This is a genomic window from Acidipila sp. EB88, assembly GCF_003858395.1.
Classification (GTDB): Bacteria; Acidobacteriota; Terriglobia; order Terriglobales; family Acidobacteriaceae; genus EB88.
In genome coordinates this window covers 1,663,926-1,690,276 of sequence record NZ_QWEV01000005.1, presented here as the reverse complement: position 1 = coordinate 1,690,276, position 26,351 = coordinate 1,663,926, and the positions used below count along the sequence as shown (strand labels likewise).

Below are 26,351 nucleotides of genomic sequence, written 5' to 3'. Positions count from 1 at the left end.
GGAATACAACCGCCCTGATGGGCATGGAGACGAAACATGAAGGCGAATTTTCTGGAGATCCACTCGGCAGCTGACTACATCGGACCCGGCGCAGTGGAAGTACCGCTGTATCAGAGTGAGATCACAGACATCGTGCGGCGTCGCGGCCCCTTTGGGCAGCGGATCCGCCAGGTACCGGCGACCGGGCATCCGTCCCGCTTCTTTGAAGAGACGGCGATCCCGGCCCCTGGAACGGCTGGTTTTGTGGACCCGCGCAACATTACCGCCCCGGTGGTAACGCCGACGCGGGTGGAACGCTCCGTTCCGCTGAAGGCGATTGTCGCCCAGCTCTCCTACAACCTCTTTGATATGGAACTGGGTGTACAGCAGAAACAGTTTGCATATTTGCAGGCCAAAGACCTTCTGGATACCGTGGATGGCGTGTTGCGGACGCACGACGTAGCGCTGTGGAACGGCTCGGATACATCGCTGACGGCACCGACGACGACGCAGTACTACGGCGCGGCGGCACAGATTGCCGCAGGCGGGAACAGCGTGACGATCGGCACCAGTGCTTCCATCACGGACGGGCTGAAATCGACCATCGCCCAGATGGTGTCGAACTCCGGCTTCGAGGTGCGACCGACGGCTATCTACGCAAATCCGGTGCTGCTCGACCTGCTGGATCGCGAGATGAAGTCAGAGTTCAATGTTGTGTTGAGCACCAAGGAGGTCTCGGCCGGACTTACCGTGAAAACACTCTCGACGCAGGCAGGTGAGATTCCGTTGATTCATGACTGGACTTTGAGCTACACCGGAACGCCTGGTTCGGGCTCCGCAGTGCTGCCAGCTTACATCGTGACGGAGGACATGATTGAGTATCACTGGCTCGGCGATCCGAGCGCCCGCATCTTCCAGCTTGGAGTTCCTGGTTCACTGGCTTCGCAGTATGTGGTTGCGAAGTTCGGAGGCGTGGTTGTAAAGGGAGCGAGCTACGCGCATGCTCAGGTCCTGGTCGATCGATAGCCATGGCCGAAGGTAAAAACGGGGCTACCCCTCAAAGGGCAGCCCCTTTTTTCATTGTCAGTGAGTGAGGGCGATTTTGCCTGAGAGGAAGTGGCATGGGATATTTGCAGCCTACCGAGTACGAGAGTTATGGGCTATCCGCGGACACAACCGATGACTGGATTACTGTCGCATCTGCCCTGATGGAGGCTTATTGCCGGCGGGCGAGCCTCGCGGTGGCGCAGTATACGGAACGCCTGCGCATCACAAGCGGAGCGCAGGCCGTTCGTCTGACGTATCTGCCACTGGCTGCCGCACCACCTGGGAGCCTGCCGTTCGTATCGGTTCAAGCGCGTTACAGTCATCCACGCCGAGGCGAACTAGCTGATAACTGTGGTGAGTTGTGGCAAGCGTTCTCGCTTCCCAGAAGTTGGGTTGCCCTTGATCCTGCGAGTCTTGACTGGACCCCTGATGGCGAGATCACGCTGCCCTGCAGCGTGCTGGGCCTGGCCTTTAATGAGCTGGCAGTGACATACACCGCTGGGCTGAGTGTGATTCCTGACGCAGTGAAGAGCGCCTGCGCCCTGATTGTGAAGAGTGCACAGAGCACGCCGAGCATGAACGTGAAAACCAACCGTGTGGATATGTTGCAGGTGCAGTACTTCTCAGACCAACTGGTAGACAGCACAGTGAAAACGCTGTTGCGGCCGTGGGTCGCAAATCGATTGGGGTGACAAGTGAGTGACGCAAGTGTACGCAACCAGAGTAGCGCCGGGCAGAGATTGGCAGACTCGTTGCTGCGCGCAACCGGCGGATATACCGCGCTCTTCCGCATACCTGCGGCAGTTGGTGACAGCACCGATGCCGCCCAACTTGGCCTGAACATACCGACTTACCAAGACTTGTCTGTTGCGCCTGTGACTTTTCGAAGAACGAGGCCGGTCGTGGCCGAGAATCAGCGCACCAAGTATGAACTGCTGGTTTCGGCGTCTGCCGTCGCAGACCAAGTGACACTGCTAGACCTAGTTTCTGCGGATGCCTTGTTTTCTCTTGTGGCAAGCGTAAATGTATCCGGGATGATCCTGCTGGTAGAAGAGTGGGCCAGTTCTGTGTCGTTAGGCGAACCGATCATGTATCGAATGTTGCTGCGAGAAGCAGAGCCCCAACCGGCGCTGCAAGAAGGAAAGGGGGCATAGTGCAAGACGCTCAAGACAGTTTCTACATAGCTCTGCGAGATCGCCTCCTCGCCTTCAATCCAAACAGGGTTATGACACTCCGAGCAGTGAAGCGCCCCGGCATTTTGGTGGAGGCCTCGGAAGCCCCGGTGAGCGAGATGCAGAACGACATTTTCGTACTGCGCTGGAGCGGACTTAGCGTTCTGCACAACTTACCACGTCCCTTAGTGAGCATGACGTGTGAGATTCGATACGCGACCAGCGGCAGCCAGGCCTACGCCGGGCTCGATCGCGGCAGAGCTCTAGCGGAAATGGACCGCGAACTCATGCACATTCTGCGTCCGCTCAGATCACCCAAGCTGTCCTTTAGCAGCACTCCGGCTATAGCCCTGCAGACGCAGGTCTTCTGGAATGTGCCGGAGTGGGGTGTGCTTGAAACGGAAAGAGACCAGATGCTTCGAACGGTGACGGTCACGGTCTTCTCGTTTGAAGAAAAGGGGGAGGCATGAGCAGCAGCATCTTGCCGAGCTCCTCGCTGCCACTTATCGCGTCGCAAGTGCGCGCTTATTTCGCGCCCGTCAACCGAAGTACCGGCACCCCAACGCTCTTTGATCCAGCGGTTAACAGCGCGTGGAACACAGGGGCACCACCCTCGCCATGGATTGACCTTGGGTATATTACGGAATTCACACGCACCTCCGAGAGCACGCTGCTTGACGTTTACACTGGCGTGCCAAGCACGTTGCAGATACAAGCGAAACAAAAGATAGCGGCTTCGGTTGCGTTTCGGTTTGCAAGCTGGAGCAAGCTTGCGATGGCGCTGGCGTCGGGCTCGCAGCACATGAACGTGGTAGCGCCGGTGAGTAGTGCCTCAGCAGCGATCGCTTCTGGTGCCAAAGGCATTGCTGCGGTAGCCCTTCAGAGTTCATCGACTGGCACTTTGCTTTACCCGTCATTGTCGATGCCCAGCATTCAGGCTGGAAGCCTGGTGGTCGTCGATGTGGATTACACGACGCAGACAGGGTTTGTAGGCAGCGCGGTGAGTGGAGGCTACGTCCCGAACGTTGCCGCCGTAGGAAGCGATCCTGATTACGTCCGTCGCATTTCGTTCAATATCAGCAGGGTCGCAGCATTGACTTCGGATGGAGGCTTTTTGCTGGCATCTCCACTCCTCGCAGGGGCCCCTGCAGCGTCGATGAAAATGCAGCCCGTGCTGGGTTTTGTTGATCGTGAGGGAGGCTCATTCTTCCAGGAGTGGTCTGCACTGTTTCTCTACGAAGGAGTGCAAGGAGACAAGCTATTCCTGCACTATCCAAGGCTCCAGGCCAGTCAGGGATCCAGTGAGTCCATCGTCGGCATTGCATCGGCGCTCGACATGGTATCTCCACTTGGCAGATATGTTGCTTTACCGATTGTGGACGGGAACGACAACGAGCAGTGCGTTTGCTATCGCACCTATATTCCCGCTGCAGTAGCAGGTGCGTGAAGGAGAACTCATGCAGATTTTCATTGACAACCAAGATGGGAAGGGCCTGCAGGACTACACTCCTTACCTCCACTTCGCTGAGCAGGCAGAGATCAAGAAGGCGCTGAACAAGCCAAGTGTCTGCGTGTTCTCTCTTGTGAACGGCGGAGAGGGTGTAGGTCTGCCGGCAAGGAATAGCCAGGTCGTGGTTGCGAGTGCAGCGGGAACGACACTGTTTTCCGGTTACATCATCGAGAACCCAGCCTTAAAAGCGATCGGTGACCTGAACGCATCCTCTTGCTATGTTGCACAGTTCTCTGCTCTGAGCAATGATTCGTTGTTGGACGGCGTCGCGGTGACCACGCAAAACATCCTTGTCGGCGCGTCCATACAGCAGCAGTGGAACACACTTGGAGGGATCGGCACCAGCGCGGCAGAGATCTCAACCACCGCAGACAAGGCGGTGAACAGCAGGGTTGAGGTGCTTCAGGGGCAGCGGTGGACTGAAATTGCAGCCTCAGTGGGAGCAACATCGCGCAGTGTGTATCGCAGCACCTCCGCCGCAGGTATAACTGTTACCTCGCTAGGGGAGGTGAGCCATGCAGTCAGGTCGGATGATCCAGGCTTGGTGCTCAAGCCAGTCGTAAATCCCAGCGGCCCTTGGCTGAGCGAGGATATAACGCTGTGCGGTCGGGAAGAGCCAACGGCCTTTGTCACGGAAGTGTTCGTGGCAGATGGAGTCACCGCAACATATCAACTAAGCGAAGCCCACTTCACACCTGTGGCGCAACAAGTGACAGCTATCAGTGACCTGTTCCAGGGAACAAGCCTGGATCCTGGTGTTTGGGTACTGTCGGATCCGGGGGCACATCTTGCTTTGACTGCCGACGGCCTCACGTGTTTAGGAGGGACGGGCAGGAGTGCAGAGGCGACGGTAACTGCAGTCCAGAACCTGGAACTTGGTGGAGCTATCACGCTGACGGCCGGAGGTGTCGCCTTTCAGGGGGGCGGCTCTGGCTTGCTGGTCGGTCTTTATGCAGGTGCACCGCTGGTGGCCAATTGCATCGTGGGCTATGAGGTCAACACGGCAGGTGCTGTCAGCAGCTTAACTCCAGTCGTGCAAGGGGTAAACGCAGGCACAACATTCACAACCGAGGTTGGGCATCTGTACACCTTGAGAGTTCGCTTGTGCTGTGCGGAAGTGGAGAGAGCACGGCAGTCCTACTTTTATCTCGATGGGACCGGCTTGGGTCAGCTTGGCGGCAACACTGTCCTAGCAGGCGCGAGGGTCGAGTTGGAAGTGCAGGACGTGACAGCGGGTACAGCGGGCGCGAGCATTTTGCTGTACTCAGGCGTGGTGGCTCAGATGGCACCATCCTGCACCTTCGCTCCACTAAGTAGCGGGAGCCTCGTCTGCTCTGTAAAGAGCGTGTCGTGTCAACAAGGGAGTCCGCTCTGGGTCGCTGTCGGCTCCGGAGAAGCCTCGGCTATGTCAAACTATCTGGCGACCGCGGTGGAAGGCGGCTCCGCACAGATCTCTACGGGCGGCACACTGACGTTTTACCCGGCAAACGTTCCTGCGACAGGGCAATTCATCTTTGTTAGCTACAGATTGCGGGAGAGAGCAGTCGCGAGGCAGGCACTTACTCTAGATGGGCAACCGGCGACATCGTCCTGGATCGGCACGGTAGAAAAGCCGATAGCATGGAGCCGATCGGACTGCGAGAACGCTGCCGCTGCGCTGCTTAAAACTGCAGTGAGTTCATCCGCGGCGTTGCAGGGCACTTACACGTTTTCCGGTTACCGCGCGACTGACCTGTTGCCAGGTGACGCACTCAGCATAACTGGATGCGGACCTACTCTCGGCGCGTTTCTGACGAGCGTGACAGTGCGACTGATACCCGCGCATCCAGAGATCCTGCAGTACGAAGCAGAGTTTTCAAACGACACCGTCGAGAACTTCAACATAAGGGTGCTGGAGGAAGTTCCGGAAGGTGTCCGACTCCCAATGACTGCAACATCGATAGCGGAGGCGCTGCCGAGTTTGAACACGCTGTCGATTCTGAGCGTAAGTGGCTCACTTCTGACTGTGGATACCGGTGTGAGCGCTGAACAAAGCGGAGGGTTTGAAGTGCGGCGACGGGATAATACATTTGGTCCGGGATCAGACTCGGACCTCGTTCTTCGCTCCAGCACCTCCACCATTGCAATACCAAGAAGCGCGCCTGTCGAACAGTACTACATTCGACAATACGACGGCTCTGTGCCGCCTAACTATTCTCTGTACTCAGCTGCTGTCTTTCTCAACATACCTACATCGTGAGGTGTTATGGCTTTAGTTTACTCTCCGTTCTCGCCAAAGACCGGCTCACACTTGTTCCTGAACGGCTTTGCGTTCCTGTGGTTTTTCTCCGCGGCAGTCAGTTCTCTGGGCCCACCTCGCAGCACAAGTGCGCCTTGGTACCAGTGGTTTTACCGATTCCTTCATCTTCTAGCCGCCAACCTTGATCGGGCTGGTCTGCTGACGGGTATGTCGATCGAACAACCAGAAGAGGCAGTACAACTGAGCACGAACGAAAGGACATCCTGAGCATGGCAAGCATCCTTGTAAATCTGGAACATGGCGTTGAAGTGGCAGCAACGGACATTCTCACATTCCTGACTGCAACGCAAAGCTCTGCACTGCAGCTAGAGCCAGGCGTGATTGCGGCCCTGGGTGTTCTGCTAGGAGCGACAGAAACGGCGTTAGCGGAAGTAAACCAGGCCGCTGCGACGCCACTGAATATCTCCCTTGACGTGGCGACATTTCGCTCTCTGGAGACTGTCTGGCCGGCCATAGTGAGCTTTGCCAAGGCAGTCGGCATCAAGCTTTAGAGGGCCGCCTCATCTAGTGCGGAGCCTATAATCTCCAGATGAAAAGGGCTCCGCTCGTCGGTGTGGTTATGGGAAGCAAAAGCGATTTTGAAATCATGAAGGGTGCGGTCGAGCTTCTTCGAGAACTCTCGATCCCCTTTGAAGCAAAGGTGGTCTCGGCTCATCGGACGCCAAACCTTCTTTTTGAATATGCCGAGACGGCCGCAAGCCGCGGCTTGCAGGTGATCATAGCGGGCGCAGGAGGAGCAGCTCATTTGCCAGGGATGCTGGCTGCAAAGAGTTCGCTCCCCGTGCTTGGAGTTCCGATCGCTGCAACTACGCTGAACGGCCTGGACTCCCTCTTGTCCATCGTTCAGATGCCAGCGGGTGTTCCCGTCGGAACGCTTGCGATTGGAAGCCCCGGCGCTGCGAACGCGGCCTTGCTTGCGGCTCAAATTTTGGGCTTACATGATCCTGAGCTTCGACAAAGGCTGACCTCAAGGCGAGCCGCGCGAGAACAAGAGGTTCTTGGGCAGGAGCTTCCGCTATGAGAAAGCCCATTCTTCCTGGTGCCACCATCGGCATACTTGGTGGGGGCCAGCTAGGCCGCATGATGGCGATGGCCGCTCGCTCGCTCGGTTATCGAGTGCAGGTCATGGATCCAGATCCATCATGCCCAGCCAGATTTGTCGTGGACAGCTGCTTTGAAGGTTCTTGGTCCGACGCGAAGGCCGCGAGCAATCTGGCTCGAGGCTGTGATGTCGTGACATTGGAGATAGAGCAGATATCGCCCGAAAGCCTCCTAGCGGCCCAGAGCTATGCTCCCGTGCGGCCGGGCCCCGCATTGATGGGGATTGTGCAGGACCGCCTCAAACAAAAAGCGTGGTTGGCCGGCCATGCGCTGCCTGTTGGTCGCTATGCCGCGGTACGCTCGCTACCAGAGCTCAAGATGGCAGTCGAGACGCTGGGTCCTAACATCTTCCTGAAGAGTGCGCACGGAGGGTATGACGGGCGGAGCCAGGAGAGACTTACAGGCAGCTCAAACAAGGAAGTCGAGGCGGCGTGGACATCCCTTGGAGAGCAGCCTTGCGTTGCAGAGCAGGGGCTTGCGCTGCGCATGGAGATTTCCGTGATGGTCGCTCGATCGCCCAGCGGCGAGATCCGCGTCTTCCCCTCCGCAAGAAATCATCATGAAAATCAAATCCTGGTTTGGAGCGTCTTGCCTTCCAGCATCTCGGACGAACTTGAACTCCGCGCGCAAGATCTCGCTAGGTCCATAGCGGAGGGGCTTGCACTGGAAGGTCTGGTTGCCGTGGAAATGTTTGTTACCGAGACCGGCGACCTGCTCATCAATGAGCTGGCTCCGAGACCTCACAACAGCTACCACGCTAGCGAGCGAGCCTGCTCTACGAGCCAGTTCGAACAGGCGATTCGTGCAGTATGCGATCTACCCCTTGGGGAGGTAGACATAGTCAGACCTGCTGCCATCGCAAACCTGCTGGGGGACCTGTGGCAGGAGCACGAACCCCGCTGGGACCGAGCTTTGGCAATCCCTGGGGTGCACCTGCATCTCTACGAGAAACACCAGCCACGCAAGGGACGAAAGATGGGGCACCTCTCGTCCACAGGGAGCACTCCCGAGCAGGCTGTAGAGCGGGTTCTGGAAGCGCTGGCACAGCTGTAAGCTTGGAGGGCGCGTGATGATTAGGTCATCACGCGCGCCTTCCTAGCCGATGTCCTCACTCCAGGTTTCCAGGTACTTCTTTACTTCTGCCATGAACTTGCCGGCGTCCGAACCATCGATGATCCTGTGGTCGAAACCAAGTGTTAGGTGAATGACCGAGCGAATGGCGATGGAGTCAATCCCGAGCTCATCTGTAACTACAGTTGGCTCCTTAAAGAGTCCGCCGATGCCAAGAATGGCACTCTCCGGCATATTAATGACGGGCGTTCCGAACTGCTCCCCATAGATTCCGGCGTTGGTCAGCGTGAAGGTGCTCGTGCCCACCTCATCCGGCTTCAACTTCTTGCCACGAGCTCGTTCCGCGAGATCAGCAATGGCGCGTGCCACGCCCAGGAAGCTGCGCTCCTCCGTCTGCTTGATCACGGGAACGATCAGACCCCAGTCCAACGCAACGGCGATGCCAAGGTTCACATTGCTGTGGTAGCGAATGGCATCCCCTTCAATCGAGGCATTCAGGATCGGCATCTTGCGAAGCGTTGCCGTCACGGCGCGGGCGATGAACGGCATGTAAGTCAACTTCACGCCATTACGCTGCTCGTACTTGCTCTTTTCCTTCTCGCGAAGTCTCACAATCCGCGTCATATCGATCTTGAAGACGGTATGAACGTGCGCATTGGTGCGCTTTGACTCCACCATGCGCTGCGCGATTATCGAGCGCATCTTGGTCATGGGAACGAGCTCGCCCACCAACGCGCTGGAGCTCACAGGCGCTGCTGCCGGGGCCGCCTTGGCAGGTGCAGACTGAGGTGCAGACTGCGGTGCAGCGACGACTGGCGGAGGTGTTGCAGCAGCCGGCTGTGCCGTGGCTGTCCCGGCCCGACGCTCCAGGTGACCGAGTACATCGTCCTTGGTGATTCTGCCGGCGGAACCCGAGCCTGCAACCTCGCGCAAATCCAGCTCATTCTCTTTTGCGATCTTTCGCACCAGCGGAGAAGACCGAAGGCGCTCTGCCGCGCCCGCTGTTGTCGACTGCTCCGTGGCAGCCGCAGGCTCAGTGGCTGTCACCGTCGGTACGGGTGATGGCTTACCCGGCAACGCGGCTGGCGCGCCCTTGGCAGGCTGAGCAACCGCTCCGGTCGCGGCGGCGCTGCCAATCAGCGCAACGGTGGTGTTTACCTGCACTGTCGAGCCCGCTTCTGCCTTGATCTCCTGCAGCACGCCTGCCACAGGTGCGGGAATCTCGGCGTCAACCTTGTCCGTCGAGATCTCAAACAAGGGCTCATCGCGCTCGATCTTGTCGCCAACGTTTTTCAGCCACTTGGTGATGGTCCCCTCAAAGATGGACTCGCCCATCTGCGGCATCACGACTTCCGTGGTGCTGGTCTCGCCGCCTGTCTTCTGGGGTTCTGCCGGCACCGAGTCAGCCTTGGCTTCGCCGACTGCCGCCGGCGTGCTGGCCGCTGCTCCGGCCTCTCCAATCACAGCCACAACCGCATTCACCTGCACGGTCGCGCCTGCCTCCACTTTGATCTCCTGCAGGGTTCCAGCCACAGGCGATGGAATCTCGGCGTCCACCTTGTCCGTCGAAATCTCGAAAAGAGGCTCATCCCGCTCAACGGTATCGCCCGGCTGCTTCAGCCACTTCGTCACGGTACCTTCAAAGATTGACTCGCCCATCTGCGGCATCACTACATCGGTCGCCATGTACACCCTCTCCCACCGGCTCGCGTTCGGTTGCAAACACCTCAGTGTACGGTATGCGCATAGCTGTTGGCTGCTTACAGCCCTCACCTGCGAGTACCGCCGGGCACCATTCTGTCCAGGCCCAAACGTTCTCGGCGCTTTCACCATCTCACTGCAGGTGCGAGGAGACAAAACAGCCTCGCCGCCGGAGCTTGCATGAGTCTCTTCAACGCCTTTTCTTCTCTCGTCGGCCAACTCGGCAGCGAAAACACGGCTCAACCATCCGCCGAGCAGCACACCGCAGCCACCCAGGCGCTGGTGCAGCAATTCAGCTCTCAACCGGGCGGCCTCTCGGGCCTCCTCAACCAGTTTCGGCAGAACGGCATGGGCGGCCACGTTGACTCATGGCTTGGCTCGCAGCCCAACCAGCCTGTACAGCCACAGCAGGTCGAGCAGACACTCGGGCCAGACATGCTGCAGAACATAGCTCAGCGGGCAGGCATCTCGCCGGAGGTTGCCAAGCTGGCCCTCGCCACCGCGCTGCCCATGCTCATCTCGCATCTCTCCAACGGTTCCGGGCAGCTTCCTGCCCAGGCCAACCAAGGCGGCGGACTTGCCGGTCTGGCAGAGAGCCTCTTCTCGCGCGCGGTCTGACCCAAACCACACACCCAACCACCCCCGGGAGAACCCAAGCCATCATGGCCGATCTACAGCAGCTCAAGACCAAGTACGCGCCCGTCCTCGCACTGTTCCCGCACTTCGCCCCGCAAGGCGCGCAACTGCAGGACGCCTCCCTTGACGGGGACAAGCTCCTCCTGAAGGGCTCCGTACCTTCTACGGTGATCGCCAACCGCGTATGGGACGTGATCAAGCAGGTGGACCCGGCGTTCAGCGACCTCCACCATGAAATCGCCACCACCGGCGGCGCAGAGCAGCCCTACACCATCGCTGCGGGCGACAACCTCTCCAAGGTCAGCCAGTACTTCTACGGCTCCGCCAGCCACTACGAAAAGATTGCCCAGGCAAACAACATCAGCGATCCCAACAAGATCCATGCCGGGCAGCAGATCAACATCCCCGTTCTCAGCTAGTCTTCAAAAAAGCAAGGCGGCTCCGCGCACCACGCGGAGCCGCTTCACGTTCACCCGCCAACTTAAACCAGGGCCGTACCCGCAAGCTCTTCCAACACGGTCAGGGGCGCATGCTCCGGCGCTACCTGGGCGGCACGACTCACCAGGAAGGTCTGCTCCAGCGCATACTGCCCGGCCAGCACCGCGTGCGGCACTGTGTCCGTAAACACCATCCAGCTCGACCCGGCCGGGAACCGCAGCCGCTCCGTCGGCGCATCTTTCTGGAAGCTGTCATTCTCCTTCAGGTAGTTGTGGAACCGCATCATGAAGTCGTCATAAGGCGTCCGCTTCACGCTGGGCAGCGCCGCGCTCAAGCCCACCGCACGCGCCAGCCCCTTGGCCGTCCGGCTCACCGCTGTGTCCGGCCGTGGCGCAATCGCTGCCGGCGCAAACTGCCGCACCAGCTTCTTGAAAGGCTCGCCCACCACCCAGTCGCGCGTGCGCTCCGGGTGAATGTTGTTGAAGAACCGCAGGATGCGTGCCCCACCGGTCGGACGCGTCGGGAATGCGTCCGTATGCAGCAGGTCGTTCCGCTTGCGCACCGGCAGGTTCCGGTTCTGCTCCTCCTGTGGACGAAAGCTGGCGTAATCCCGCTGCAGGCAGCCTTCGTAAGGCTCAAGGAAGCTCTCCACAAACGTTGCCGCCGCCTCCGAGTACCCGCGCATCACCGAGCGCAGCCTTGTCGCCGTCGCGCTGTCGCTCGCACTGGCATCCAGTCCGCTCAGAACATCCGCCGCGGGCTTGTACGCAATGTTCTTGTGCAGCGACGAATCTGCCTGCTGCTGTCCCAGCAGAAACGCGATATCCTCTGCCCGCAAGCGCACCGGCGAATGCGGAAAGTACAAGATGGCGCCAGCCTCCAGCGCCGTGCACCAGTCCCGCTTCTGCAGGGGCCCTGACTGCCGTGCCGCTGCCAGGCTGATCTCAATCACTGCCATATCTACCTCCGCGCAGCACAACTGCGCTGTCCGGCTCGTTGATCCACTTGCCTGCTGCGCCCTTCGGCTCTATCGCAGCACAGCCTCGATCTCACCCAGTCCCCACTCGAGGTCTTCACGACTGATCGTGAGCGGGGGAGCCAGCCGGATCACATTCTCATGCGTCTCCTTGCACAGCACGCCACGCTGTTGCAGCCGCTCACAGAAGGAACGTGCCGGGACATTCAAAACGATTCCCAGCCACAACCCGCGTCCACGCACATCCACCACGTGTTCGCTCCGCAATGCCTTCAGCCTCTGTAGCGCATACGCCCCTAGCTCAGCCGATCGCTCCGGCAGGCGCTCGTCCACAATCACTTGCAGCGCCGCTCGGGCCACCGCGCACGCCAGCGGGTTGCCGCCGAACGTGCTGCCATGGTCGCCCGGCCGCAGCACGCCCAGGATCTCCCGCGACGCCAGCACCGCGGAGATGGGATAGAACCCGCCCGACAACGCCTTGCCCAGGATCACCATGTCTGGCTGAATGCCTTCATGCTCAAACGCGAACAGCTTGCCCGTCCGCCCCAGTCCAGATTGGATCTCGTCCGCAATCAGCAGCACGTTGCGCTCGGCGCAGATCGCCGCCGCCTCGCGCAGGTAGCCCTCGGACGGCACAATGATCCCTGCTTCCCCCTGTACGGGCTCCAGCAGAAACGCGCACGTATTCTCCGTGATCGCGGCCCGCAGTGCCCCGGCATCCCCGAACGGCACCTCGCGAAACCCCGGTGCAAACGGCCCGAACCCGGCCTTGTACTGTGCCTCGCTCGAGAAACCCACCACCGCGATCGTGCGCCCATGAAAGTTGCCGCCACACACCAGGATCTCGGCCTGTCCGTCGGCAATGCCCTTGCGCACCACGCCCCATTTGCGGGCCACCTTCAGCGCCGTCTCCACCGCTTCCACGCCAGAGTTCATCGGCAGCGCCATGTCAAAGCCGGTGAGGCGGTGCAGCGTCTCCAGCAGCAGCGGCAACTGGTCATTGCGAAAAGCGCGCGAGGTCAGCGTAACCCGGTGCGCCTGCGCCAGCATTGCCGCCAGGATCGCCGGGTGGCAGTGGCCCTGGTTCACCGCGGAATACGCCGCCAGAAAATCCAGGTAGCGCCGCCCCTCCACATCCCACACCCAGCTGCCCTCGGCACGCTCCACCACCACATTCAGCGGATGGTAGTTGTGAGCGCCATACTGCTCTTCGAGTTCGATCAGCTCGGCAATCGACCTCGGCGCTGTTACCTGCATGAAGCCTCTCTCTCGGCCGGTGCGGCCGCGCCATCCCTGCCAGTGTAGTGCGAGCCCCGGGCTTCTCCTACCCCTTCCCACCCACTGCCATCCGGAAACACGCGGGCTTGCACACCCCGTGCAGCAATCCGCGCACCCGCACCATGCCTCGCAAGGCGCCAGCCCCGGTGACGCAGGCCGCAAGCCTGCTACGCCTGGGAGGTCTGAAGGATCTGGCGGTAAAGATCTGCGCGTCGCCCCAGCAGCAGGGAAGAGCTTCCCATCCGGCACTCGCCGTGGCAGCTATTCCCGGCAGCATGCACCATCCCGTCAGCTAAAATCAGGGGATGGCCACCCCAGCACAACGCGACCTGCTTCCCGCCGGCGAGGCCGCTCGCGCCACCATCCTTGCCTCGGGGCGCAACAGCCTCCGCTACGGGGTCTTTGGCGAACTCGACACCACCGCCGATACCCTGCAGCGCATCGTCGAGGCCGTGCCCGCTGCCGTCGCCGGCGCCATGCCTGCCCACGCCTTTGTGTTCGTTCCCCTGGCCATCGGCGAAACGGCGCATGCCCGGGACACCGAGATAGCACGCGTTCACACCGCCGACTTCGCCGACCGCGCCATCTGCCATCGCACCGTGCCGATCGAAGGCGACACCTTCACCTTCATTTCCACTCGCCTCATGCAGGACCGCTTCGCCCTGGCCTTTGAGTTGTTCATCAACGTCGGCCACCAGTTTGTCGACGCACTCACCGCCGCTAAAACCCCCTTGCCCGAGCGCTTCACCGCGCTGCTGTGGTCGCAGGCACGTGCCGATGTCCGCGGCGAAACCTCGCAGGATGCTTACGAGGCACGCAAACGCGCAATCGAGCGTGCCCCCGGCGACCCCACGGCAAGCCTGCTCTCCAGCCCCTCGAACGCCACCTCCACGTACACCGCAAACAGCACCGCAAAAGATGACCCGGCCAAGCCCGAAGCCAGCCAGTCGCGTGAAGCCGCCGAACCGGCGCTCCCGAAAACCGCCGCCGAGCACCGCACCCGCTACTTCGAGGCTGCCTTCGCCGACTCCCTCGCCATCTACATGCTTTCGCTCGCCATCGACCTCGACTACGCCGACCTCCGCGAACGCGAGTACCCGCTGCTTGCCGTCCCCGCCCTGGCCGACCGCCTCCGCCTCATCGCCGAGCTTTACCCCCCGCCGCCCGGCTACGAGTTCGCCATCCGCTACCGTCGCCGCCACTAACGCCGGCACGCGTGCCCTGGAACTCACCAGCAACCCCAGACAGCCGGGCGCCAGGTCTCGATTCTGAGCCGTGGGAACCGCACAACCTTGCACCCCTAAGCCTTGCCCCCGACCGACCTTCTTCTCTCAACCTGGAGAACTACCCCGCAGGCGAAGGGGCGCAGTGCCGCCCGCGCTCACCCCGGCAGGCTCCCACGTCTGACCTGAACCCCTCGCCCGGAAACGTAGTGGCATCAAGCCCGCCCGCAACCCCTGAGCCAAAGCCCCTGGCCTCAGGTCTAGCATGGTCCTATGACCGACCGGCCCCAACCGCTTACCCTTCCCGACAATCCGATCCAGGCCTTCGACCAGTGGTTCGCCGAAGCCGGAACCAGCGAGCCTAACGACCCCAACGCCGCCGCCCTTGCCACCGCCACGCCCTCCGGCGCACCCAGCGTCCGCATGGTCCTGGTCAAACAAATCGACCAGCGCGGCTTCTGCTTCTTCACCAACGCCCAAAGCCAGAAAGGCACTGAGCTCGCCGCCAATCCGCAGGCTGCTCTTTGTTTTCATTGGAAGTCGCTGCGTCGGCAGGTGCGCGTCGAAGGCTCCGTCCTCGACCTCCCCGACGCCGAAGTCGACACCTACTTCCACAGCCGCGGTCGCCGTTCCCAGCTGGGTGCAGCCGTGTCGCAGCAAAGCCGTCCACTCGCCTCCCGCGAACAGCTTGAGCAGGAGGTCCAGCAGTTCACGGAAGCCCACCCCGGCGAGGTGCCACGCCCGTCGTATTGGCGCGGCTACATCCTGGTTCCCGCGGCCATCGAGCTCTGGATGGACGGCACCGACCGCCTCCACAACCGCTTCCGCTACACCCGCGACGCCCAAAGCCCATCCGGCTGGACCCGCATCCGCCTTTACCCGTAGCCACGGGCGCTTCGCCCCAGGCAGTGACTCCCCGGGAGCGACAGGCGGTGCGCTGGCAGCGCTGCCGCCCACCGCGCACACACAAAGCCCTCCAGCGCAGGCCAGGCTCCTCAACCAGCAGGCCGGCACAGGCGCCCGCCATACCGCACCCACCCACACAAAACAAAAGGCAGGGAAGAGGGTCGCTCTTCACTGCCTTCCGTGTTCCGAGCTCCGGCACAGCGCGTACCTGCCGCGCCCCTGTCGTGTTCCCGCCTCAACCCAGCGCCGGGCGTTTACTTCTTCTTGCCCACCGGCGAAGCCTTGGCCATCCGCGCGCCCATCTTTTGCGCATCTGCCTCCGACATGAACTTGCCATTCTTGGTCTTGCCATACACCGCGTCGTCCTTGTGGTAGACCTTGGTATTCAGGTTCACCCACACCATGCCCTTAGCCCTGGCATCGGCAACCTGCGCATCGGTCGGCAGGCCGGCAGCCGCCGCACTCTTGGCTGGCGCGGGGCCCTTGCCGTTCGCCGCTGGCGCATTCTGGGTGCCGGGCATCCACGGCGCAGCCAGGGCCGACGACCCCGCCATGATCACCGCGCCCAGGGCAACCGTCGCTGCCACACCTGCAAGCCGCCGCAGCGACATACCTTGATTCAACCGCTCTTGATTCCACATAACAATCTCTCCAGGGATGCAACAGTCCCACGCCTTGGGCATGGGGTCAATGGTTCCAATACAGTCCGGCGTTGACGCGCATCGAGCGCGCCTCCGCCGGCTTCCAGCTTCAATGGATGCCAAAATACTCCCCCGGCTCTTCGGGCACACGCAAATCCCTCCCCGCTTCCACACATTTCGCGCAGCGGCCGCCGCCCTGCACCAACGCTAAAATAGCCACACATGATCGCCCATCTGCGCGGCACGCTGTTCAGCAAGACCCCCGGTTCCTGCATCGTCGAGTGCGCAGGTGTCGGGTATGACGTTGCCATCTCCATCCCCACATACTCAAGCCTGCCGGATGCTCCCCACGGCGGCGCCGCGGCCGTCTCCCTCTACATCCACACCCAGGTACGCGAGGATGCGCTTTCCCTGTTCGGCTTTCTCGATCTCCTCGAAAAGCGCCTCTTTGAACGCCTCATCACGGTTTCCGGCGTCGGTCCACGCCTCGCGCTTACCATCCTCAGCGGCCTTTCGGTCTCCGCCACCATCGACGCGATCCGCGCGCAGGATCATGCCTCCCTTTGCCGCATCCCCGGCGTCGGCAAGCGTCTTGCCGAGCGGCTTGCCGTGGAGCTCAAAGAGAAACTCGATGACCTCGCCACACCCGCGCCGTCCGGCAACGCCACCACTCCCGCTCCCACCACGCCGGCGGCAGAGGACGTGCTCTCCGCCCTGCTCAACCTCGGCTACAACCGTCCCGCCGCCCAAAAAGCCCTGGACAATGCACTCACCCGGGATCCGTCCGTAGGTGAGCACTTCGACACGCTCTTTCGCGCAGTGCTGCTGCTCATCCGCTAGCGAGCCTCAGCCGGCGCCACGCCCACGCCCACGCGGTAAAAGTCCATACGTAGCCCGGCTGCCCGCGCAACAAGCGCCCACACCCTTGCGCCCGGTCCGCACGCCCCCCCAAAATGCAACAGCGTCGCCCTCAGGCGACGCCGTGTACCCACCGGCCAGATGCACCGCGCGAAGCATGCACCGTGCCCCCGAACGTTGATCCGTATGTTGATCAAAAAGCCAGAGCCTGCGCGAGCCACCAGCTTCCACAACCCGCCTGCTGCCTTCCAGCCCATGGGCGGGTACCGAGCCAGCTATCAGCCAGCGCTGACCCGCACCGGGCTCTTCACGCTCTCGCGCACGGCAGTGGCGAAGTTCTTCATCACCTTCTGTTCCGCGACGGCTTCATTCACCGCACCCGCATTGCCATAGGTCTCTTCCGGAATCCGGTACAGGATCCGTCGCACCACTTCCACACCCTGCATGTAGGCGTGATCCTGGTTTGAGATCTCGTATCGCCACGCGCCAAAACGGCCACGGCTGTACACCCCGGCACTTTCCAGCAGGGGCTGTACCTCGCTCAGCAGCGTATCCCGCCCAAGGAACGGAACCGGGTACCCATGCTCGATCGTGTACTCCCAGGTTGAGATCACCTCGGTATTGGCCTTGCCCAGCAGCCCCATGCGCACCAGGCTCTGCTGTACCTCGGCCCGGAGCGCCTCGGCCGAACGTGCCGGCACCGATCCAGGCTCGCTTACTTCGCACAACACGGAGTAGCAGCCCTCGGGTCCATTGCCCTCGGCCACTGTCATCGGGAAGTTCACGCGCCAGAACGGCATCTCCGCACTGGTCACCTGGCACGAGTGCAGCCCGGCGTAAGCGTGCGGCATCGAGCCGCGCACACCAAAGCCGAACAGTCGCGAGCGCGCCTTGACCAGCTGGTCCGCTTTGGCCCGAAACTCCTTGCGCTCTGGAATCGAGCGCAGCAACATATCCAGCGGCATCGTCGAAATCAGCTGCTCCCACTGCACCGTCTCGCCTGTGCTCAGCAGCGCCGTTTTATCTTCAAGCGAGATCGACACAATGTGCGTTCCCAGCTGGATATTCTCATCCGGGATCGCCCTGGCGATTGCCGACCAGATCGCTCCTGAGCCGCCCTTGGCCGGGTACGTCACCTTGGTCTCAGGTGTCCAGCCCAGGTCGTCGGTGCCTGCAAGCAGGTTCCGCAACATCCGGCCCATGTCCATGTCGGCAACATTGCGCACCGTGGACCCCGAGCGATGGCGAGCCCACACATCGGTAAGCTGCGCAGGCTGGTGTGCCCACTGTTTCTGATTCAGGGGCTGCATCAGCAGCTTGGTCACGTAGTGGCCAAACCGTGTCTGCAGGTACCTGCCCATGTTTCCATCGGCAGCCCCGCGCACGTGTGCCTGCTCCTCTGCCTGCGCGCCGCCGGTGCCCCGTGTGCGAAACCGATGCAGCAGCACGCTGGCGATCGCTCGCACTAGGCGGTGCAGCGGCAGCCGGTGCAGGTTTCGCTGCGCCGGGTACGGAAGAAAGCAGCCGTCTACATCGACGCCACGCTCCGGCACCGACGACGCCCACTCCAAGGGAAGCCCTCGCAGCAGCTCCGCGAAGCGCGCGTAGTGCTTGTGTGGAAACAGCACGTGCCCACCAAAATCAAAGGTGAATCCCTGGGCCGTGGTGCGGGACTGTGCCCATCCACCCGGCGTGCTGCCGGGGTCGACCAGCAGAAAATCTGCCGTGCCCCCCGGCTCCGCATCCAGCAGTTCCAGGGCGGCGCCTAGTCCACATGGCCCCGCCCCCGCAATCAAGACCCGGACTGAGCGCATTAAACGACACTCCATGCACGCGGCGTGGTCTTGTTGCCGGTATGTTTCACGGTGTTGACCGGCATGGTCATCTGCGCGGCCATCTCCACCATCAGGCTCAGGTCCATGCGTACCGGCGCAAACGCCTCGCAGACGCCCTGGTAATGCGGCCATGCGCGATGGCGCCCCGCTGCCTCGGCCCACTCCACCGTCCGCACGCGCTCCCGCTGGGAGGCATGCGCAAGCAGGCTCTGCACCTTGAGGTCCCAGACGCCGGCGATGTCGATCTTCAGGGACGCGCCAAACTGCAGCGTCGATGGCCCCTCGAAGAACAACACGCTCGCATTGCGGCGCGCCGCCGAAACCAGCGAATCACTCAGCACGCGATGATCCGCATGCGAGTCCGTGGGAGCGTGTGTCAGGATCAAGTTGGGCTGATGCAGTTCGAGCTTGGCTTCCAGGACCTCGACTGTCTGGCGCCCCGCCATCGAGCCATCCGGCAGATGCCCGAAATCCAGTCCAACGTCAAGAATGCTCGCGCTGATGCGCTCCTCGTCCAGCCGCAGCTGCGGGTCTCCCCCCAGTTCGCCGTCCGTCATCGTCAAAAATGTCACATGCCACCCGGACTTGCGCAGTAAAACCGACAGGCCCGCTGCCCCTAGCGCACAATCATCCGGATGAGCGCCAATCACCAGTGCTTTGTTTGTTTTCGTCATCGCCCTTGGGTCCTTTACCATCTGTCCCACCATCAGAAAAGCTGTTCTCTCGTTCCGTGGGTAGCTGCTCTATCGGCAGCCCTTCCCGTTTCATGAGCGAGAACCGTGAGGGGGAGTCTGTAAGTGCCTCACGGCGGCTGCTTAAGAGATACTGGGTTTTGAGCGGTTTGGACCGAAATGGTCACAGCTCATTGGTAAGTGGCGGCCATGTTACCGTGCAATCTTTGCGTTGAACCCCTGCCCGGTTCGGCCTCTCTGTGTAATCCGTACTCGCTTCTTTCCCCATGCGCGTAACCCTGGACCTACCCGCCCAAGGGGGTCGCTCGGCCCGGAACTCCGTCTCCGGCACCCTGAAGCGAGGACAAAAGTAATGAAAATGCCCACCAAACCCGGAAAAACCCTGTAAAACCCAAAGAAATCTCGCGAAAGCCGCACAAACACTGGTTTTTTATTGACAATGGGGCAGGCAAACCGTGAAGGTAAAGCCCGGAACAGCCCTGCGGGACCCGCGTCGTTGTTGGACGAATCCAGTTGGCGCCTGAAGCTTAAGCAATTTTCAAGGAGAACTAACATGGCAACTGCACTTACAAAAACCGCCCTCGTCCGCCAGATGGCCGAAAAGCTTGAGCTGACCAGCAAGCAAACCGTCGCCTTCTTTGACCTGCTCGCGGATACCGCCGTCAAGGAAACCAAGAAGAACGGCGTCTTTGTGATTCCTGGACTCGGACGCCTGGTCAAGGCCGAGCGCAAGGCACGCACCGGCCGCAATCCGCAGACCGGCGAGGCCATCAAGATCAAGGCCAAGACCGTGGTGAAGTTCCGCATCGCCAAGGCCGCTAAGGACGCGATCGCGCCCGTCAAGAAGGTCGCCGAGAAGGCTCCCAAGGAAGAGAAGTAGCTACCCGGCTGTAAGCCATCGCGGGGCAGGTGCCGGGCGTCCCGCCGTGCACCTGCCCCGCACATCACGCCTCGCCGCCATGCCGCCAGGAGCGATGAGGTCGGGGCACGCAGCCCCGGGGTTTGTAAGCCCTTCGGCTTCTGTGCTCGCGGGGAACCACTCAGCCGCGACGCTGCTTCTTCCCGAACCTGCCCGCTCCACCTGACGCGACACCGCCTGCTCCGCCATCCCTGGCGACCTTAAGCTCACCGTGTCTCCAGGCGCGTCTGCGGCTCCGCGTGCAGAGCCTGTCCCTGCTCCACGCATGACAAAAATGCGGATCACCGGCGTACGGCCGGATCGACTCCTGCGGAGCATACGTGCTGCCCTCGCATGCTCCGCCATCATCCACCCGGCACAGTCACGCACCCTGACATGGATCAGCCCCAACGGATCGTCAGCTTGCCACGCACCAAAGTCGTACAAGCCCCGCACGCGGTTGAGGTGATGTTCCGGTACCAGCGATACCGTCGCGATGCCCACGTGGAGGCGACAGGAAGGCGCCTCGAGAGGAGCACACACTCCGCTCGGCCACGAGGGGCAAGCATGGGCATGCGGCCTCGCACCTGCTCCGGCACACAACATCGCATATCCGCCCGGCAAGGAAAGGTCGTAAACCCTACAGCGCCCACGCCTGCAGCGCCCCTACGCCTCCAGCGCCGCTCGCAGAACCCCGCCGGCCTGCTCGAGCCGATCGCGGGCCGCACCTGCTGAAATCCCCAGCCTCGCCATGACCGTGGCGGTCTTGACTTCACCATCCGCCTGCAGCAGAGCCTCGCGGGCCTCTTCCCGTGCCAGCCCCGTCAGCTCCGCTACGATCCGCTCCGCGCGATCCCGCAGCTTGGCGTTGGTTGGCTGCACGTTGACCATCAGGTTGCCATGCACATAGCCGAGCTGGCACAGCGCGCCCGTCGAGATCATGTTCAGCACCAGCTTGGTCGCGGTACCCGCCTTGAGCCGCGTCGAGCCCGTCACTACTTCTGGTCCCGTGGCTACCGTTATCGGCAGCTCCGCCGCTTGCTCCACCGGCGAACCCGGCACGCAGCTCACGCCTACCGTGAGGGCTCCCAGCGAGCGCGCCGCCCGGAGCGCACCCAGCACATACGGTGTGCGTCCGCTTGCCGCCACCCCGACCACAACGTCCAGCCGGCTGACCCCGCGCTCCCTGACCACCGCGGCTCCCTGTTCCGCGTCATCCTCCGCACCTTCCACCGCATGCCGCAACGCCCGCTCCCCGCCTGCGATCAGGCCCTGCACCATCTCTGGCGGGGTATGGAACGTCGGTGGGCATTCCGAGGCATCCAGCACCCCCAGGCGTCCGGAAGTGCCCGCGCCCACATACAGCAGCCTCCCGCCACCCCGCAGACGCTCCGCCGCAGCTTCCACGACACTGGCAATCGCTGGCAGCACCGCGCCCACGGCAGCCACCGCCTCACGATCCGCAGCGTGCATGGCTTCCATCATGCCCAGTGCGCCGAGCGCGTCAAACTCCGCAGTCGCCGCATTGCGGCCTTCTGTCGGCAGCAGCGCAAGAGCCTCCTGCGCCACAACACTCATTTGTTCATCTCTCCGCACTGCAATCCCTTCCTGCTCCATGCACCAGCCCGCTCCGTTGTCGAACCGGGCGCGCAATCAGCGCACCGTCAGCCGCTCAATCAACCCGTCAAAGTCCTCCAGATCGCTGTACTCGATCACCACGCGACCACGGCCCTTTTTGTCCTCGATCCAGACCCGCAACCCCAGGGTCTCCTGCAGCGACTTCTCCATCTCGCGCACGTTCGGGTCCACCGGCTTGACCGGCTTGTGCTTTTCCTCTCGGCGCTCCGGGTTCAGAATCCCCTTCACGAACGTCTCGGCCTGGCGCACGCTCATGGCCAGCACCTGGATCTTCTGCGCGGCACGCATCATCTGCTCGGGGCTTTCCAGCGACAGCAGGGCACGCGCATGCCCAAACGACAGGCCGCCAGCCTCCACCACCTGCTGCAGCTCCGCCGGTAACCGCAGCAGCCGCAGAAAGTTGGACACCGAGGCCCGATCCTTGCCGGTACGGGTCGCAATCTGCTCCTGTGTCATGTGGAACTCGCGCCCCAGACGTTCAAATGCCCGCGCCTGCTCCATGGCGTTCAAATCGGCACGCTGCAGGTTTTCGACGATGGTCGCCTCCATCGCCTGCGTGTCGTTCATGGTGGCAACGATCGCCGGCACGGTGGCCTTCTCCGCTCGCTGCGAGGCAAGCCAGCGTCGCTCGCCAGCGATCAACTGGTACCGCCCTCCCTGAACCGGCCGCACCAGGATCGGCTGGATCACTCCAACCGCCCGGATGGAACTCGCCAGCTCCTCGAGCGCGGCCTCCTCAAAGCGTGTGCGCGTCTGGTAAGGGTTGCGGTCGATCTGGTCGAGCGCGATCTCAAGCGCCTTGCCCGCTGGCGGAGCCGCCGCCTGTGCACCCGGCTCGGCGGGCGCTGCCTCCACGATGCGTGGCGTTGCCTTGGGCAGCAGCGATTCAAGCCCTTTCCCAAGTGCCCGCCGCTTGCTCTTTGCTTCCACTCCTGCTGCTGCGTTTACCACCATCCACCCCCATTGCTGGCCGCCTGCGCATTGCGCCTGCCGGCTGTTCGGTCCCATCCTGCGCTGCCTGCCCGCGCGAGCCTCAGGAGTATGGCCAGAAGCGCACTTCCCGCGTGCTCTTCGCCTTGGCCGTGGGTTTGCGCACCTTGATCCCGTTGCGCCGCATGATTTCGGCCGCAAGATCCCGGTATGCTTCGGCCCCGCGCGACCGCGGGTCGTAGAGCAATACTGGCTGGCCATAGCTCGGGGCCTCGGCTAGCCGGATGTTGCGCGGAATCGTGGTTTTCAGCAGCTTGTCACCGAAGTGTTCCTTGATGTTGGCCGTGACCTGCTGCGCCAGGTTGGTCCTGTCGTCATACATCGTCAGGAGCACCCCCTCGATCTCAAGCTTCGGGTTCAGCTCGGCCTGCACGCGCTCGAGCGTATGCAGCAGCTCCGAAATGCCTTCCAGCGCGAAGTACTCAGCCTGCATCGGCACCAGCAGCGCATCCGCGGCCACCAGGGCATTCAGCGTCAACAAGTCCAGCGCCGGGGGGCAGTCGAGCAGCACAAAAGCGTGCGCCTCCCGTGCTTCCACCAGGGCATCCTTGAGCTTCTGCGCACGCCGCTCCTGCTCCATCAGCTCCACCGTGGCGCCTACAAGGTCCTTGCTGGAGGGGATGAGCTTCAGTGCCGGGATCTCGGTCTGCAAAGCAGCATCGGCAAGCGCGGCGCCATTGACGAGTACGTCATACGTTGAGAGACGTTCCTCGTCGCGGGCAAAGCCGAAGCCACCTGTGGAATTGCCCTGGGGATCGACGTCGATCAGGAGACAGGACAGTTCTTCCAGTGCCAGAGCTGCTGCGAGGTTGATAGCGGTCGTCGTCTTCCCGACGCCGCCTTTTTGATTCACGATTGCTAAAACTTTTCCCATGCAGTTCCGAGCATAGGTTCATCTCGGCCGTTGAGCAAATGTTCCACGTGGAACACGAGCGATGCGGGCTGATGGAGCAACTATCAGGACAACCGGGCTTCAGGCACCTTAACGGCGCCGTGTGCTGTACGCTGTGCTCGCGAGCTGAGAACCGCAGCAACTCGCAGGCTTATTCGACTCGACTGTTTGCCGATGTTCCACGTGGAACACCCCGCATCAGCCCTGAAGAACGCGGGCCACTGCGACAATCCCTTGCTCCGTGCCCTGCAATGCGATAGAAGGTCTCCATGCCACTCTCTCGATGGTCGGTGCCAGCTCCGCAAAAGCTGCGCGGGTCGTCATCACCACCAGCCAGCCGCCCGGCCTGAGCAGTGCTCTTGCCGCCTTGGTCGCCAGCTCCATGCGATCGACCGCACGCAGTGTCACTAGGTCGAAGCGGGCGGCAGCAGGCAGCTCCTCGACTCGCCCGGCATGTACCTGCGCGTCGCCAACCACGTCCCGGCAAAGCTCCTGCAGAAAGGCCGCCTTCTTGTTCTGCGACTCTGCCAGCAGCACCTGCAGACCCGGGCAATCAAGCGCGCACAGCGCCCCGGGAAAACCTGCGCCCGATCCGTAGTCCAGCAGACGTCCCTGCTTCACCGGCAGGCTACGGGCGCACTGCAGACCCTCCCCGAAGTGCCGCACGACCATTTCGGCCGGTTCGCGGATGGCCGACAGGTTGGTGCGCGCATTCCACCGCAGCAGCAAAGCCAGGTAGTCCGCAAGGCGTGCTGCCAGTTCCTGGGACACCACCACGCCCGAACGCTGCTGCAGGAGACTGGCGATCGTCTCAGCAGACAGCGATGCCGGTGGCTCGGCAAGCAGATCGCGTCTCAACTGCGTGGCAGGTGCCATCGGGCAGCTGCCTCCAGAAAGGCCGAGAAGATCGCGCGGGAAGGCGCATCGGTGCGGAACGACCGCTCCGGATGCCACTGGACCCCAAGCAGGAACTGCTCGTTCGGCGTGGTGCCCTCGAGCGCCTCGATCACGCCATCCGGAGCGGAGCGCGCAGCGACCCGCAGCCCGTCTCCCGCACAATCGATTGCCTGGTGATGGCTGCTGTTGATCACCGGCGCTGTTTCCGCCGCGAAGAAGGCACGCAGCAGGCTAGCCCCGGGCTCCAGCACCAGCGAGTGCTGCAGCGGGCCGGTGTCTGCTGCAGGGGAATGGGGAGATCCCGTGTCGAGGTGCTGGGCCAGGCTGCCGCCGCGCCATACATTCATCATCTGCAGGCCAAAGCAGACGCCCAGCAGCGGCTTGCGGAGGTGGAACGCATCCTGCAACAACAACTCGTCCGTGGCCTCGCGCGCGAGGTCCGGCGGCGCCGTCTCGGGCTGTGCCTCCTGGCCGTACTTCTGCGGATGCACATCTGCCGGGCTGCCCGGCAGCAGGATCGCCTGGCACGATGCAACGAGTTTGGCAGTCTCGGCCGGCTCCAGGCCCAGTTCTATCCGCACCGGGGTGCCACCGGCGGCCTGGACGGCCTCGGCATACTGTGGCCAGCAGCGTTCGTTGTAGGCGGTGTCTGTGTGGGTGGGTACCGGGATGGCGACACGGAGCGCCCGGGCGGCGCCCTCTGCTGGAGTGGTCATGCGCGCCGACCCGCCCGGGCCGCCTTGGCTCTGTTCATCGTGTACATGCCCTGATCATACCGGCGTCTTGCGGGGCGCAACAGGGCCCCTCCTGCCCGGCAAGGCAGGATCCCTGCCCTTGCGCTCAGGCTGACGCGACCGGATCTACGGGCACAAGCCGCTCGCGCCAGGAGTGCGTGAAGTAGAGGGCCTCGATCGCGCGGGCAAGCTCTGCCGTGAGTGCATCGACCTCGCGAGCGGTGCGGCCCTCAGTCGAGATCGGCTCACCCACCGCCAGCACCACCGGGACGGGGTAAAAGGTCTTGCTGTGCATCGGCAGCAGTTCGTGCGTGCCGATCAGCGCCATGGGGATGATGGGCACCTGGGCGCGAATGGCCATAAAGGCCGGCCCATTGAGGAAGTCTCCAGGCACGCCTGTGTGGGTCCGGCCACCCTCGGGAAAGATAAACAGAGGTAGCCCGGCCCGCAGCGTCTTCACTCCTCCAGAGAGTGAGGCGATCGAAGCGCGTGGATTACCCACATTGACCGGGATCTGCCCGGAGCGTTCCAGGTGCCAACCGATGAAGGGAACCTTCCACAGGTTGTGGCGGGCCACGATGCGGAACTGGAAGGGCAGCGCCGAGAAGATGGCAGGCGTGTCCATGTAGGAGAGGTGGTTGCAGGCGTACACCGCGACCGGGGCCTTGTGCAGGTTCCGCTCGCCATCGATCGAGAGGGAAGCGCCCGCGAAGAACATCGAGAGCCGGGCCCAGGCCTGGGCGATGCGGTGCTGGCGCCTGCCGTCCTTTTCAAAGCAGGAGGCGAGCAGCGAAAGCGAACCGCAGACTGCCGTTCCGGCCAGGAACAGCGGGGTTCGAACAAGAATGGAGAGGATGCGCGAGGACAGGGGCGGGGGCGAGGGGCGAGGCTGCAGTGGGCGCGGCATGAGCGCTTCCAGAGTAGCGCGGTAAGGGATTG

Annotated in this window: 26 protein-coding genes and 1 pseudogene; 15 read left to right on the top strand and 12 right to left on the bottom strand. The window is 62.3% G+C overall.

Annotated features, from left to right (window positions below):
• Positions 1–36 precede the first annotated feature (36 nt).
• The 9 genes from D1Y84_RS07775 to purK all read left to right on the top strand — a co-directional run bounded on the left by D1Y84_RS07775 (position 37) and on the right by purK (position 8,161).
• Positions 37–1,005 carry a hypothetical protein gene (locus D1Y84_RS07775; RefSeq protein ID WP_124848006.1) on the top strand — a complete coding sequence of 323 codons (969 nt, stop codon included), beginning with the start codon at positions 37–39 and terminating at the stop codon, positions 1,003–1,005.
• Between the two features lie 95 nt (positions 1,006–1,100).
• The gene (locus tag D1Y84_RS07770; protein WP_124848005.1) at positions 1,101–1,718 is read left to right on the top strand and encodes a hypothetical protein; all 618 of its coding nucleotides are present in this window, start codon (positions 1,101–1,103) and stop codon (positions 1,716–1,718) included.
• Positions 1,719–1,766: 48 nt separating this feature from the next.
• On the top strand, positions 1,767–2,180 hold the full coding sequence (locus D1Y84_RS07765; protein ID WP_124848004.1) for a hypothetical protein: 414 nt from the start codon (positions 1,767–1,769) through the stop codon (positions 2,178–2,180).
• The gene (locus D1Y84_RS07760) at positions 2,180–2,668 is read left to right on the top strand and encodes a hypothetical protein (RefSeq protein WP_124848003.1); all 489 of its coding nucleotides are present in this window, start codon (positions 2,180–2,182) and stop codon (positions 2,666–2,668) included. The genes D1Y84_RS07765 and D1Y84_RS07760 overlap by 1 nt, the downstream gene beginning before the upstream one ends.
• Positions 2,665–3,645, top strand: a complete 981-nt coding sequence (locus D1Y84_RS07755) for a hypothetical protein (RefSeq protein WP_233581258.1) — start codon at positions 2,665–2,667, stop codon at positions 3,643–3,645. Before D1Y84_RS07760 ends, D1Y84_RS07755 begins: the two co-directional genes overlap by 4 nt.
• A gap of 10 nt (positions 3,646–3,655) precedes the next feature.
• Positions 3,656–5,947, top strand: coding sequence for a hypothetical protein (locus D1Y84_RS07750; RefSeq protein ID WP_124848002.1), 2,292 nt, complete (start codon positions 3,656–3,658; stop codon positions 5,945–5,947).
• Positions 5,948–6,216: 269 nt separating this feature from the next.
• Positions 6,217–6,498, top strand: a complete 282-nt coding sequence (locus tag D1Y84_RS07745; RefSeq protein ID WP_124848001.1) for a hypothetical protein — start codon at positions 6,217–6,219, stop codon at positions 6,496–6,498.
• Positions 6,499–6,536: 38 nt separating this feature from the next.
• The gene (purE, locus tag D1Y84_RS07740; RefSeq protein ID WP_124848000.1) at positions 6,537–7,028 is read left to right on the top strand and encodes a 5-(carboxyamino)imidazole ribonucleotide mutase; all 492 of its coding nucleotides are present in this window, start codon (positions 6,537–6,539) and stop codon (positions 7,026–7,028) included.
• Positions 7,025–8,161, top strand: coding sequence for a 5-(carboxyamino)imidazole ribonucleotide synthase (purK, locus tag D1Y84_RS07735; protein ID WP_124847999.1), 1,137 nt, complete (start codon positions 7,025–7,027; stop codon positions 8,159–8,161). The genes purE and purK overlap by 4 nt, the downstream gene beginning before the upstream one ends.
• Positions 8,162–8,203: 42 nt before the next feature.
• Here purK and sucB read toward each other — a convergent pair whose 3' ends face one another.
• Positions 8,204–9,865, bottom strand: a complete 1,662-nt coding sequence (gene sucB / locus D1Y84_RS07730; RefSeq protein ID WP_124847998.1) for a 2-oxoglutarate dehydrogenase, E2 component, dihydrolipoamide succinyltransferase — start codon at positions 9,863–9,865, stop codon at positions 8,204–8,206.
• A 195-nt stretch (positions 9,866–10,060) separates the two neighbouring features.
• On the opposite strand from sucB, the gene D1Y84_RS07725 reads away from it, so the two are divergent.
• On the top strand, positions 10,061–10,498 hold the full coding sequence (locus tag D1Y84_RS07725) for a YidB family protein (RefSeq protein WP_124847997.1): 438 nt from the start codon (positions 10,061–10,063) through the stop codon (positions 10,496–10,498).
• A 44-nt stretch (positions 10,499–10,542) separates the two neighbouring features.
• Positions 10,543–10,935, top strand: coding sequence for a LysM peptidoglycan-binding domain-containing protein (locus D1Y84_RS07720; protein WP_124847996.1), 393 nt, complete (start codon positions 10,543–10,545; stop codon positions 10,933–10,935).
• A gap of 62 nt (positions 10,936–10,997) precedes the next feature.
• On the opposite strand, the gene D1Y84_RS07715 is transcribed toward D1Y84_RS07720, so the two are convergent.
• Complete coding sequence (locus D1Y84_RS07715; protein ID WP_124847995.1) at positions 10,998–11,912, bottom strand: Kdo hydroxylase family protein; 915 nt, start codon at positions 11,910–11,912, stop codon at positions 10,998–11,000.
• Positions 11,913–11,981: 69 nt separating this feature from the next.
• Positions 11,982–13,187 (bottom strand): ornithine--oxo-acid transaminase, encoded by a 1,206-nt coding sequence (gene rocD / locus D1Y84_RS07710; RefSeq protein ID WP_124847994.1) that lies wholly within the window; start codon positions 13,185–13,187, stop codon positions 11,982–11,984.
• 326 nt (positions 13,188–13,513) lie between these two features.
• Between rocD and D1Y84_RS07705 the strand changes: the two genes are divergently transcribed.
• Both D1Y84_RS07705 and pdxH read left to right on the top strand, forming a co-directional pair.
• A complete protein-coding gene (locus tag D1Y84_RS07705) occupies positions 13,514–14,413 on the top strand; it encodes a hypothetical protein (protein ID WP_124847993.1) in 900 nt (299 codons plus the stop codon).
• Between the two features lie 291 nt (positions 14,414–14,704).
• Positions 14,705–15,316 carry a pyridoxamine 5'-phosphate oxidase gene (gene pdxH, locus D1Y84_RS07700; RefSeq protein WP_124847992.1) on the top strand — a complete coding sequence of 204 codons (612 nt, stop codon included), beginning with the start codon at positions 14,705–14,707 and terminating at the stop codon, positions 15,314–15,316.
• 275 nt (positions 15,317–15,591) lie between these two features.
• Here pdxH and D1Y84_RS07695 read toward each other — a convergent pair whose 3' ends face one another.
• Positions 15,592–15,978 carry a hypothetical protein gene (locus D1Y84_RS07695; RefSeq protein ID WP_124847991.1) on the bottom strand — a complete coding sequence of 129 codons (387 nt, stop codon included), beginning with the start codon at positions 15,976–15,978 and terminating at the stop codon, positions 15,592–15,594.
• 222 nt (positions 15,979–16,200) lie between these two features.
• On the opposite strand from D1Y84_RS07695, the gene ruvA reads away from it, so the two are divergent.
• A complete protein-coding gene (gene ruvA, locus D1Y84_RS07690; RefSeq protein ID WP_124847990.1) occupies positions 16,201–16,818 on the top strand; it encodes a Holliday junction branch migration protein RuvA in 618 nt (205 codons plus the stop codon).
• A gap of 296 nt (positions 16,819–17,114) precedes the next feature.
• Here ruvA and D1Y84_RS07685 read toward each other — a convergent pair whose 3' ends face one another.
• Both D1Y84_RS07685 and D1Y84_RS18895 read right to left on the bottom strand, forming a co-directional pair.
• Entirely contained in the window at positions 17,115–18,650 is a 1,536-nt protein-coding gene (locus D1Y84_RS07685) for an NAD(P)/FAD-dependent oxidoreductase (RefSeq protein WP_158615374.1), read from the bottom strand.
• A 350-nt stretch (positions 18,651–19,000) separates the two neighbouring features.
• Positions 19,001–19,345, bottom strand: a pseudogene (locus D1Y84_RS18895) (PIG-L deacetylase family protein); the annotation flags it as partial.
• 571 nt (positions 19,346–19,916) lie between these two features.
• Here D1Y84_RS18895 and D1Y84_RS07675 point away from each other — a divergent pair.
• Positions 19,917–20,243 (top strand): HU family DNA-binding protein, encoded by a 327-nt coding sequence (locus D1Y84_RS07675; RefSeq protein WP_124847987.1) that lies wholly within the window; start codon positions 19,917–19,919, stop codon positions 20,241–20,243.
• A 684-nt stretch (positions 20,244–20,927) separates the two neighbouring features.
• Here D1Y84_RS07675 and murQ read toward each other — a convergent pair.
• The 6 genes from murQ to D1Y84_RS07645 all read right to left on the bottom strand — a co-directional run bounded on the left by murQ (position 20,928) and on the right by D1Y84_RS07645 (position 26,319).
• Entirely contained in the window at positions 20,928–21,839 is a 912-nt protein-coding gene (gene murQ, locus D1Y84_RS07670) for an N-acetylmuramic acid 6-phosphate etherase (RefSeq protein ID WP_124847986.1), read from the bottom strand.
• Between the two features lie 75 nt (positions 21,840–21,914).
• Positions 21,915–22,829, bottom strand: coding sequence for a ParB/RepB/Spo0J family partition protein (locus D1Y84_RS07665; RefSeq protein ID WP_233581252.1), 915 nt, complete (start codon positions 22,827–22,829; stop codon positions 21,915–21,917).
• 103 nt (positions 22,830–22,932) lie between these two features.
• Positions 22,933–23,763, bottom strand: a complete 831-nt coding sequence (locus D1Y84_RS07660; RefSeq protein ID WP_124847985.1) for a ParA family protein — start codon at positions 23,761–23,763, stop codon at positions 22,933–22,935.
• Positions 23,764–23,979: 216 nt separating this feature from the next.
• Entirely contained in the window at positions 23,980–24,657 is a 678-nt protein-coding gene (gene rsmG / locus D1Y84_RS07655; protein WP_124847984.1) for a 16S rRNA (guanine(527)-N(7))-methyltransferase RsmG, read from the bottom strand.
• Positions 24,636–25,394, bottom strand: coding sequence for a gamma-glutamyl-gamma-aminobutyrate hydrolase family protein (locus D1Y84_RS07650; RefSeq protein ID WP_124847983.1), 759 nt, complete (start codon positions 25,392–25,394; stop codon positions 24,636–24,638). Before D1Y84_RS07650 ends, rsmG begins: the two co-directional genes overlap by 22 nt.
• Before the next feature lie 124 nt (positions 25,395–25,518).
• Positions 25,519–26,319: a 1-acyl-sn-glycerol-3-phosphate acyltransferase gene (locus D1Y84_RS07645; protein WP_124847982.1), complete on the bottom strand. Its 801-nt coding sequence runs from the start codon at positions 26,317–26,319 to the stop codon at positions 25,519–25,521.
• Positions 26,320–26,351 lie beyond the last annotated feature (32 nt).